Annotated in this window: 12 protein-coding genes and 1 pseudogene; 1 reads left to right on the plus strand and 12 read right to left on the minus strand. The window is 30.4% G+C overall.

Annotated features, from left to right (window positions below; translation table 11 throughout):
• Positions 1 to 132: 132 nt before the first annotated feature.
• From CPJCM30710_RS02105 to CPJCM30710_RS02135, 7 genes are all read right to left on the minus strand, one after another.
• Entirely contained in the window at positions 133 to 1,332 is a 1,200-nt protein-coding gene (locus tag CPJCM30710_RS02105) for an ABC transporter permease (RefSeq protein ID WP_212902520.1), read from the minus strand.
• Positions 1,329 to 2,045 (minus strand): ABC transporter ATP-binding protein, encoded by a 717-nt coding sequence (locus CPJCM30710_RS02110; protein ID WP_281413944.1) that lies wholly within the window; start codon positions 2,043 to 2,045, stop codon positions 1,329 to 1,331. Before CPJCM30710_RS02110 ends, CPJCM30710_RS02105 begins: the two co-directional genes overlap by 4 nt.
• Before the next feature lie 150 nt (positions 2,046 to 2,195).
• The gene (locus tag CPJCM30710_RS02115) at positions 2,196 to 3,437 is read right to left on the minus strand and encodes an efflux RND transporter periplasmic adaptor subunit (protein ID WP_212902521.1); all 1,242 of its coding nucleotides are present in this window, start codon (positions 3,435 to 3,437) and stop codon (positions 2,196 to 2,198) included.
• 199 nt (positions 3,438 to 3,636) lie between these two features.
• The gene (locus tag CPJCM30710_RS02120; RefSeq protein ID WP_212902522.1) at positions 3,637 to 3,897 is read right to left on the minus strand and encodes a spore coat protein; all 261 of its coding nucleotides are present in this window, start codon (positions 3,895 to 3,897) and stop codon (positions 3,637 to 3,639) included.
• Between the two features lie 21 nt (positions 3,898 to 3,918).
• Entirely contained in the window at positions 3,919 to 4,128 is a 210-nt protein-coding gene (locus CPJCM30710_RS02125; protein WP_212902523.1) for a hypothetical protein, read from the minus strand.
• Positions 4,129 to 4,333: 205 nt separating this feature from the next.
• Positions 4,334 to 5,719, minus strand: a complete 1,386-nt coding sequence (locus CPJCM30710_RS02130) for a sensor histidine kinase (RefSeq protein WP_212902524.1) — start codon at positions 5,717 to 5,719, stop codon at positions 4,334 to 4,336.
• Positions 5,716 to 6,396 (minus strand): response regulator transcription factor, encoded by a 681-nt coding sequence (locus CPJCM30710_RS02135; RefSeq protein ID WP_212902525.1) that lies wholly within the window; start codon positions 6,394 to 6,396, stop codon positions 5,716 to 5,718. Before CPJCM30710_RS02135 ends, CPJCM30710_RS02130 begins: the two co-directional genes overlap by 4 nt.
• Positions 6,397 to 6,959: 563 nt before the next feature.
• Between CPJCM30710_RS02135 and CPJCM30710_RS18200 the strand changes: the two are divergent.
• Positions 6,960 to 7,070 (plus strand): annotated as a pseudogene (locus CPJCM30710_RS18200) (hypothetical protein); the annotation flags it as partial.
• A 187-nt stretch (positions 7,071 to 7,257) separates the two neighbouring features.
• Here CPJCM30710_RS18200 and CPJCM30710_RS02145 read toward each other — a convergent pair.
• From CPJCM30710_RS02145 to CPJCM30710_RS02165, 5 genes are all read right to left on the minus strand, one after another.
• Entirely contained in the window at positions 7,258 to 7,557 is a 300-nt protein-coding gene (locus CPJCM30710_RS02145) for a spore coat protein (protein WP_212902526.1), read from the minus strand.
• A gap of 35 nt (positions 7,558 to 7,592) precedes the next feature.
• The gene (locus CPJCM30710_RS02150) at positions 7,593 to 7,811 is read right to left on the minus strand and encodes a spore coat protein (RefSeq protein ID WP_212902527.1); all 219 of its coding nucleotides are present in this window, start codon (positions 7,809 to 7,811) and stop codon (positions 7,593 to 7,595) included.
• A gap of 126 nt (positions 7,812 to 7,937) precedes the next feature.
• Positions 7,938 to 9,509, minus strand: coding sequence for a glycosyltransferase family 39 protein (locus CPJCM30710_RS02155; RefSeq protein ID WP_212902528.1), 1,572 nt, complete (start codon positions 9,507 to 9,509; stop codon positions 7,938 to 7,940).
• A gap of 164 nt (positions 9,510 to 9,673) precedes the next feature.
• The gene (locus tag CPJCM30710_RS02160) at positions 9,674 to 10,384 is read right to left on the minus strand and encodes an ATP-binding protein (protein ID WP_212902529.1); all 711 of its coding nucleotides are present in this window, start codon (positions 10,382 to 10,384) and stop codon (positions 9,674 to 9,676) included.
• 170 nt (positions 10,385 to 10,554) lie between these two features.
• A complete protein-coding gene (locus CPJCM30710_RS02165) occupies positions 10,555 to 11,358 on the minus strand; it encodes a type II toxin-antitoxin system PemK/MazF family toxin (RefSeq protein WP_212902530.1) in 804 nt (267 codons plus the stop codon).
• Positions 11,359 to 11,407: the final 49 nt, after the last annotated feature.

An 11,407-nucleotide genomic window follows, 5' to 3' on the forward strand; every position in this document is an offset into this window, starting at 1 on the left:
TAATCCTAACAGAGCTCCGTCAGACCATTACTCCCTAATTGTAAAAAAATAAGTGCAAATGTTCAACATCAGAAATTTGATGCTTAACACTTACACTTTTACAGTACCAAACATAGCTAAAATTTGTTATTTTTACTCGAATCTTAAAGCATCTATTGGATTTAATTTAGAAGCCTTATTTGCTGGATATATACCAAATATTATACCTACTAACACTGCGAAAAGAAAAGCAGCAAGTACTATATTATTTGATATAACAATTGTTGTTTGAAAAAAGGTCTGTCCTAAATATGAACCTAGATATCCTAGAAACACTCCTATTATTCCTCCTAAACCGCTTACACTTGCAGCCTCAATTAGAAATTGTAAGAGTATTGTTGCTCTTTTGGCTCCAATAGCCTTTCTTATGCCTATTTCCCTTGTTCTTTCTATTACTGACACTAACATGATATTCATAATTCCTATACCTCCTACAATAAGAGATATAGCAGCAATTCCCGCAAGCATAGTTGTCATGCTCTCATTAGTGGAATTAGCAGTATCTAAAATGCTTGTCTGACTCATAACTCTATAATAGCTTCTTGTAGAAGTACTATCACTGCTAGTGTTACTAATCTTGTACTTTTTATTTAAGAATAATTGTAGATAAGACATAGCTGTATCAACCTTCTCCTTGCTTTCTGCCTCAATATAGAAGGTTTTAACATCAGCACTCTTTAATAACCTTTTAGCTGTAGATAATGGTAATATTATTCTATCATCACTAGAACCTGAGGTTGAGGTTCCTTCTGATTTAAGAACTCCAACTATAGAAAACTCTATTCCATTTACATACATTTTTTCACCGACTACGTTTGTATTTCCAAAAACATTTTGAGCTGTTTCCGCTCCAATTACCAACACATTATATCTGTTATCAACATCTCTTTCATTTATAAATCTACCTGAGCTTACAGAAAGTTTTCTAATTTCTTCATAGCTTGGAGTAGATCCTTCTAAAGTCGTAGTGGAAGATTTACTTCCCGATTTTATATTTACATTTCCTTGGGATATTGTCGGTGCAATTTCTTTAATACCGGGCTTAGTTTTTAACTCTTCTAATTCCTCATCAGTTATTGTAGGCGTTCTGTTCCCCATAATATTAACAGTTATGAGGTTTGTTCCTAGCTTTTCAATCTGGTCACTAATCTGCTTTTGAGTTCCTTGTCCCATTCCTACAAGTATAATCACTGAAGATATACCTATAATTATACCTAACATAGTTAAAAAGGAACGTACTTTATTATTCCAAACAGAAGATATAGCTATTTTAATGATTTTCGTAAATTTCATGCTCCCACCTGACTTTCATTGAGTATATCAGATGTTATCTTTCCATCCATTACTGTAATAATTCTTTTTGCATGTGAAGCTATTTCTTTATCGTGAGTAATCATTATTATAGTATTACCTTCATTGTTCAAATCAGTTAACATTTTAAGTACTTCTTTTCCTGTTTTACTATCAAGAGCCCCTGTAGGCTCATCTGCTAGAATTATCTGAGGGTCTGTCACTAAAGCTCTAGCTATAGCTACCCTCTGCATCTGACCTCCAGATAACTCAGAAGGTTTGTGCTTTATGTGCTTATCAAGCCCAACCTTCTCAACTGCTATTTTTATCTTTTCTTTAGTTTTGTTGCTTGGATACCCTAAATATAAAAGTGGCAATTCAACATTTTCTAATACATTTAACTTTGGCAGTAGATTATAATTTTGAAATATGAAACCTATTTTCTTATTTCTTATTTCAGCTAGTTTATTATCGCTGCAGTTTGTATTTAAACCATCCAAAATATATTCTCCACTTGTAGGTTTATCTAAACACCCTATAATGTTCATAAGAGTAGACTTTCCAGCACCTGATGGACCAACAATAGCTACGTACTCTCCTTTAGAAATACTTAAATTTACGGTATCTAATGCTTTAAAGCTACTAGTTCCCATTTTGTATACTTTTTCTATATTGGTCATTTTAATTATATCTTTACTGTTTAAATTTTCTCCCATATCCTTCCCCCTATATTTCTACCTTACTAGGTAATCTATATTTACTGACTTCTATTAGCTAGGTAGCCTGTAAAAATCAATTTAAAATTTTAACCATGTATAAATTAGTAATAAACTTGCTTAATCTGAGATTAGTTTCTAGGTGCACCATTATTTATTTCCCCCTTGAGGTCTTGATCCTCCCATACTGCCGCCAAGACCTCCGCCCATGTCTCCGCCAAATCCTCCTAAGCTGTTTTTATTATTGTTATTAGTAGTACTACTTGTCTTCGGTAATTGTACTAAGACTTTTTGTCCTTCAGTAAGACCTTCAGTTATTTCAATATAATTATCAGTTTCAAGTCCAGTTTTAATGGCTACTAATTTGCTGTTACTTGCAGAACTTTGTGCTCTATTATTCCCACTATTACCTGCTTGTCTATTAGTTTGTCCACTCGTAGCTTGACCTTGTGAATTTGATGCAGCAGACTGATCTTTATTCTCAGAAGTGGTGCTGCCTGTATTTTCAACTCTAACATATTTTTGTCCATTACTCTCTACTAAAGCTTCAACAGGGATTACTAACGCATTTTCCTTGCTCTCTACCGCAATAGTTACATTTGCATTCATACCAAGTTTTATTCCTGCAGGATCTTTAACAGCTACAACTACATCATAGGTAGTTACATTATTTGAAGTTGTTCCTGTTTGAGCTATTGTTTCAACTGAACCTTCATAAGTTTTATCTTTGATAGCGTCAAATTTAATATCTGCTTTCTGACCTTCCTTTATCTTACCTATATCCAATTCATCTACTGATACTTTAATTTTTATTGAATTCATATCTACTACTGTAAGAACACTTGTACCAGATTGAACATTATCTCCATTGCTATTATTTACGGCAGTAATAATCCCTCCTATAGGAGCTGTAACTGTCATTTTATTTAATTGCGCATAAGCATCATTTAATTGAGACTTAGCCTCACTCACTGATAATTTATCCGATGCTATTTTATTATCATCTACTTTTTCCGCATTTTCATCGCTTGACAGTGTAAGATTTTGCTTAGTTAAATTGTTTTGTGCAGTGGTTACATTTTTTCTAACATCATCACTATCAGAAACAAAAAGCTTTTGCCCTGAAGTAACAGTGTCTCCTATCTTTACATTAAGATTTTTTAAAGTTCCATTATTATTAGGTGACACATCTTTGGTTATTGCTGCATAGGCAGCACCAGTTCCTTGAACGCTCACCTGTAAATTCATTTTTTGAGTACTTACATTATAATATTGAGTTGCTGCTGATACTGTTTTCTTTGTAAAATAAGTATTATACCCATAGTATCCTCCAAAACCAATTCCCACAACAACTATACATGTAACGATTGCTTTAATTAATCTACTCTTCATCTTTTTCCTCCTCGCTGTACCTTTATCTAAAATTATAACTATGAATTGTTGCACTAATATCAAATAATTATGTGAACTTTATGTGATTAAGAAACTAATTTTTGCGTATATAGATTAAGGTATGAACATAGTAAATACCAAAACTCAAAAAAATAATAAGGTCAGCTTATAGTTGCTGACCTTATTATTTTTATATGTTCTATTTTAATTCATTCATCATTTGATTAGCTTGATTTTTTAATTGATTTACATCATTATCAGGAGCATCTTTAGTTGTATACCATCCCTTTTGTTTCATAGCATCAAATATTTTATACTGAATATCCTGTGCACTCTTAAAGTTATTAACTAGAGTGTCTCTTAAATTAGTACAAGAGGACTCAGTTATTCCTACGCTATAAGCTGATATAGCTTGTTTTTCTGTGGCTAATAAATCATGCATTAAATCCTTTTCATTCATTATTCAATTCCTCCACTATTGTTATTGATGAGAATCAAGATATGATTTCAATGAATTAAAGTTTTGCTTGTGTACTTGGCTAGCTTGATTGCATAGATTTTTTAGTTGAGTGTCAGTACACATTGAAGCATATTCACTGCATTTTTTATTTAATAATGCTTCACAATTAAGCTGATCCTGAATCACTTTTAGGTTGTTAGCCTCTAATTGTTTTGTTGCTGTCATAACCATAAATATATAGCCTCCTTATAAATTTTAGATCTGACACAGAATTATTATTAGCTTTAATATTAGTAATTATATATGGAACTTTAAGAGAAAAAGGTTCAAGAAACTGAACCTTTTTTGTTTGACCTTATTAATACTATGATTTGTTACATATCAATATAAAAACTAATATAGCTAATAATTACAGGAGGTCACTGCTGGTTGTTTTTTATATAGGAAATTTAATTATAAAACTTACACCTTTATATCTATTTATAGCAAATATTTCACCCTTATAAAAATCTATAATCTTTTTAGAAATAGCCAGACCAAGACCAAAGTTTCCAGTTTTATCTTTATACAAATTATCAAAAATATGGTCAATATGCTCTTCGGTAATATTAGGACCATCATTATATATCTCTAGTACCGCAAAGGAATTTTCTTCTTTTAATGTTACACAAATTTTTTCCTCTGCATACCTTAGTCCATTTTCTAATATATTCTCAATAGAAACTTGTATTTTATCAACATTTCCACTAATAATTATTTCATCAATGTCTAAATTCCATTCGATTTTACTATTGACTACTTCAAATCTACTTGTAATATGCAAAAGCAAGTCATATAAGTTAATTTCAATGTTTTCACTGTTATTTTCCAAAACATAATTGAGGGTATTCAAATATAATATCTGTTTAATCTTTTTTTCTAGGCTAATAGCCTCATCCTTTATTATTTCAGCAGTTTTTTCAACAGATTCTATATAAACCCCATCAATAATTGCTTCAGCATGGCTCATAATTACCATAACTGGTGTTTTTAAATCATGAGATATACTTTGCAAAAACATCTTTTCTTCTTCATCAGCCTGCTGTAATTCTTTTTGCATACGATTCATTGAGTTTACCAGCCTTCCAATCTCATCATCAGTTTTAACCTTGATAGGTTCCTTCCAATCCTTATGTGCTATTCTTACTGTATAATCTTCAAGTTCCTTGAGCGGTTTTGAAATATAATTAGCAACTACCTTAGCTGTTAAAAAGCCTATAGCAATAAATATAATCCCTATAACGATCACTAAATATAATAAACTATTATCATGCATATTTGGCATATAAGATATTAAATACGACTTTCCTGTTGTATTGCCTTCAATTGAACTTATTATGAAAAGAAACTTGATATTATTATAAGACTCTTTAAATTGTTTTTGATAAACATTATCATCTTTAATGAAGCTAGACATCCAAATTTTCATTGAAATATCATTACCACCAGGTAGAGGTGGAATATCTTTTTCTTGATGAGGTAGGTAATCCTTTCTTTTGTTTATGCCAACTATTTTAGATATTTTACTATCATCTATTTTTACAATAAAGTGATCGCTTCCCTTAAGATTTCTTAGTTCATCAAATCTGTTTGGCTGATTAAAGTTATCACTCTTTAATAATATATCATGAGCAACTTTTAAATCTTGAATTTTAGCATTTTCATTAATTCTTCTAATAGCCACTAGATATATAAGTGAAATACTACATATAATTATTAAAATAATAGCTGTAAATGTAGTCCATATTCTCATTGTTAATGACTTAAATTTAAAACTCTTCATCGTTTAAACACCAATTTATAACCACATCCATATACAGTTTCAATACTTAGTCTATCCACTTTTCTACGCAATCTTCTAATGGTGTCATCAACTACTCTATCTGAACCAAAATAATCTTCACCCCAAACACTAATTAGAATTTGGTCTCTAGATAGTAGACTATTCTTATTTTCTACCAAATAACTTAATAATTCAAACTCTTTATTTGTTAGCTGAATCTCTTCATTTCCTAGAAAAACTGTTCTTTGTCTTTTACTAATTACATATCCTCCAATATTTAATTCCATATCTATAGATTCATTATTAACTTCTCCATAAACTCTTTCCATAAGCTTATTTGTTCTTATAACAAGCTCCCTAGGTAAAAATGGCTTTGATAAATAATCATCGCTCCCTAATTCCAACCCAACTACTCTATCAAGCTCTTCATTTCTTGCTGACATAAAAATAACAGGAGTATTTTTGTTGTTTTCTTTAATAGCTTTAATTATTTCATATCCATTAACATCTGGTAACATTATATCCAATATCCAAAGATCTGGCATGTCCTCTATTCTTTCTATTGCAGATTTTCCATCTGCAAAAGTAGTCACTTCATAACCTTCCCTTTGTAAATATTTATCTAATAAAATATTTAAGCTCATTTCATCTTCAACAAGATATATTTTTTTTTGCAAGTGTATCACCTCAAATATAATTAATATTTAATTTTTATAAAATATATATCTTTTGTATATATTCTAATACCAATAACTTAGTTTCCTTTTCATAAAACATTCCTAACTTCTAGCCAAATCAACACTGCCTGCGCCTTAGATAATCGTTAATAATTTTTACATTGTTGATTGTATTAAACTTTTCTTCAAATACGTTCTAGTTAAAACTAATTATAACAAAATCAAGTCTGATTTTGATATCATAAATTATTTTTAAACACGTTACTATATTCTTTTTATCTTCCATCAACACTTTATTCTCATTTTAATCATACGTATATAAAACTGTCTAAAAAAATATCATATCTCTTTATTTAGAATTATAACCAGCAATTGTTGCATTAATATCAAGTAATTATGTGAACTTTGTGTGATTAAGAAAAGTAAAAAAATAACACCTTCCAGTGCTCCTTTAAAGTAACGTAATAAAAAAATATTAGAAGATATTTTGAATTAGGTAAGGACAGATTAAATGAAAGACATGGAAACTGCATAGATAATACTTACATAGAAATTTTTTAGGACACCTAAAAAGTGAATTGATTTATCAAAATTCATTCAATACCTTTGAGGAGCTATCTGAAGGAATACATAAATTATTTATTAGTAGCAACAATGAAAAAACCGTACACTAGTTAAATTTAGGTGTACGGCTTAAAAATCATGAACCTCTTTAAATAATGTCTACTTAAATTGTGCTCAGCTCAGTATTACGTCTAGTCAATGAATCTTTTTTATCTTATACAAAATATAAAAGAGCAGTCCTGCTAAGGAATACTCTCTAAAATATAGCATAGGTACATCTATACCAATAAAGAGAAATTATTTGCTGACAAGGTTTAATGTAGTATCTGTTACCTGCATATCTACTCTAAACTGCTCTTGTGGATTATATGCATGATAATACCCATTGTTCATCATGTAGTTTGTTATTTTTTCATGAGTTGCGATAGCGGTATCTAAATGTCTTCTTAACATCTCCCTAACTTCTGGGGTTGCTGTTTCAGAAATTGCAAGAGCATAATTTTTAATCCCAGTTTTTGCTGCTATCAAAAAATCAGTAGCAATAGCTTGATCATTCATCTTATCCATACCTGTAAGTCCTTCGATAATTGCATTCATATAGATAACCTACTTTCCTTGATTTTATTACTGAATTATTGTGTAGATAAAGCCATATTTGATCGACTTATAAGATCTCTTAATTCTTTAATTTCAGATTGGGTTTGTGTAATATCTTGTTGCAAAATATTCTTTAGATTTGAATCAGAAACTAAAGCTGACATAGTAACTGCTTTTGTTAAACATACATTCTTGAAAGTTAAGATTTCATGAAGTTCAAATGCTTCATGTGGTGCAATTCCTTGTCCTGTCATAGTATCACCTCCTAAATTTGATACATAAGTATTGTTTATAATTCGAAAGATAATTATGTGATATTAATATTAATATAAATAACTGGCTCGAAAATAAAAAGTTGCTTAACACAGGGAACTTCACTATCAACGAAATACACATGTTTTTTTCTTAATGACAATATCCAATAAAATCTTTACCAAATAAATAAACAATAGAACATTGAGTAGTGAAGTAAATATAAGTGTTGGATTGAAAGATATGGAATTTATACCTTTTAGTGTTTCATAAAGAACATAATAGGTATTGATATAAATGGTACAGCTAAATCCAGCAGCTAACAGCAGCAGTCTTTTATCCTTAAGATATATAAAAGATAAAATTGATAGGGCTGCAGCAGGAAATAAATATCTTTCATGCATATCTACGGAAAAAGTGAATACACCTGCTATTTGAAGAAGTGCTGCTGCAAAAGCAAATACCCTACTGTTCCCTTTAATGTAAATAAACCATGAAAGTGCTGTGATAATAACAATAAAAATCATCCCCCAGCTATGATAGCTTAATATAAACATTGTAGCTGTATCCTTTGTATAGTTTTTACCAATCAAACTAAAGAAGTTAAATCCATTAACAGAAGCATATGAGTATTCTGACACAGTATTTGAAAACAGCCTAAAAATCCAAAATACATCTTGGTTCAAGGAAAATGGTAGTATGATAATTATCGTCGTAATTAATGCAAAAATAACTGTCTTTAAAAAACTTTTAAGATTTTTTAACCTTATCAATTCAAAGAAAAGTACAGGAAGAAAAATAATTCCTTGCGGCTTCATCATTACAGCAGCTGCAAATAGAGCAGATGAAAGACCTATTTTCTTTTCTGATAACATAAATATTGAACAAATAATAATTAATGTGAAGAATGAATCTACTTGCCCCCAAATTGTAGAATTGATAAAAACAGCCGGATTGAAGATATAAAATGCTGATACCAACATACTAATTTCTAAAGAAACGTATTTTCTAGCCAGCTTGTAAATAACTAAAGACGTAACAATATCAGCTAATATTGACGGAAGTTTTATTAGTAATGTGAAATATGGACTCACTGCTGGGATGCTAACACTCTTACCAATTAAAAATAAAATATACATATACAATGGTGGATAGTCACTTGATCTAGAATTTGAATAAACTTGAGACAGATTATTTGCAGCGGTAGTTGCCCAACTTTTGAAGATATTAACGTCAAAAGGATGACCTTCTATGAATGTGGCCATGGAAATCCGTAAAAGTAGCCCAACACCTGGCAAGGTTAACATTAATATTCTTTCATGCTCTGAATGAATTTTTACCTTTTTGTATACTAACATATAGTAAAATTCAATAAATAAAACTAAAAATAATATTGAATAAGTGATGAGTTGTGCATTATAATTCATACTTGTACTTGTAATTCTTCCTCTCATATGTTCATTGGCAGAGGCCACAGGTTGAGTTAATTTCCTATCTGGTTTCTGTTCTCGTGGTATTTGATTTTGATTATCAGCTAATTTATTTTTTTCACTTAGAGAAGGGTTATTAAATCCAACACCGCTTTGGTTTTGCGCAGTATTATTACTATAATTCCAAACTGTATGAATACATAAAAACCCTGCTGATAATAATATAAAAATCAAACCTATCTTAAATATATGCTTTTTTAAAAACACCATTGGAATTCTCCTTTCAAACGCATCCTTGTATCTCTTTATTTAGAATTATAACTAGCAATTGTTGCACTAGTATCAAAAATTTATGTGAAATTTATGTGATTAAACAACTAAAGCGGAGCAGGCATGTAGCCTACTCCGCTTTAGTTAGATTTCACTTAGTAAAATTAGTCTTCAATGATGCTTCCGTCTGTACCGATGGTAACAACATTCCACGGTATCATTTTTTCACTGTTCAAAAGAGCCTTTTTCACATAATTTACAATTCCGCTGCAGCACGGTACTTCCATACGGAGTACAGTCACACTTTTAATTTCATGATTCTGCAGAATTTTTGTTAGCTTTTCAGAATAATCAGTTTCATCCAGTTTTGGACATCCAATAATAGTTATCTTATTTCTCATAAAATGCTGATGAATATTTGCATAAGCATATGCAGTACAGTCAGCAGCCACAAGCAAATGAGCATTATCGAAGTAAGGTGCATTGACCGGAACGAGCTTAATCTGACACGGCCACTGACGAAGCTGTGACTCAACTTCTGTAACCTTAATCGGAGACACTATCTTTGCTTTTCTTTGGATTGTACTTGCATGCGTTCCTGGACAACCACATTCAAGTTGAGTAGGTGGATTTTTTTCTTTTTCCATGTGTTTTTTCACTGCTTCTTCATCAAAGGCTGCAGCTTCCCTCTCCTCAATAGTAATGGCTTCAGTAGGACATTCTGGTATACATGCTCCCAAACCGTCACAATATGCATCGGATACGATCTTTGCTTTCCCATTAACAATTTGTAATGCACCCTCGTGGCAGCCAGTTATACAAAGACCACATCCATTACATTTTTGTTCATCTATTTTTACAATTTTTCTCTTCATACTTATAAACTCCTCTCAACGATCTTAATTTCATTTATGAGTTAATTATAATATAATTAAAGAGAAAAATCGGTAGCTATGGTTACCAAGTTTTTTACTTTATACTTATTTACGATTATATTATATACGAATTTGTTACCATTTTTATAGCCATATCAAGGATATTATACTTACCTATAATTATTCAACCTACTTTTTAGTTTAGTATTTTCCTTCCTTAATTCATTGATCTCATCTTTTAGCTTTTCAATACTTTGATTATTTAAATTTATTTGTTTATTATAATCAACCATTTTATTAAATACATCTTTAGCATATAGATGTGCTATCTTGATTTCGATACACTGCTTTAAGTCTATATTATACGGGATAATAGGATCTGGTAATTTACTATTCAGTTCATCTACTGTTTCATTAGATAACATATAATCTTGTGCTGAACAATTTAAGTCTTTGAGTATTCTATTCTTAGAAATAACTCTTATCTGATTTAAATTAATTAAGGAATCACATGGAAAAACATTGTTATCCTTACGACATCTTATTAATGATAATTCCATCTCATTGGAAAAATTAGAACCGTCATCTGAAGTAGTTGGAATTACAACTGCTGTTTTAGCAAAATTATATAATATAAACGCCGGATGCGGCAGAGAAGTTTCCCATCCAATATTGCCACATCCAAAGTCTACAAATACTTTTCTTCCCTTTGAATACCGTAATTTAGCTTGAGGTCTATAACTCTCATCTTTTTTAGGGCCATATATACCATATTGATTCCAAGTATCATTCCATATAATAAAAGGTATTATATCTTTAATGTTTGCTGAATCTAACAATTTTTTAGTATCGTTAAAAGTATATTTAAGTCTATCAGCAACTAATTCGTTAGAAACACTAGAATTTAACTTAAGTTTAGGATTAACATATAAATTTCTTTCAACATGATTTTGATTATATTTATTTATTGGCATATTGACCCCTTCCTCTCACAATCATATTCCATTTACCCTATAAACAATA

Source organism: Clostridium polyendosporum, from assembly GCF_018332455.1.
Classification (GTDB): domain Bacteria; phylum Bacillota; class Clostridia; order Clostridiales; family Clostridiaceae; genus Clostridium_AY; species Clostridium_AY polyendosporum.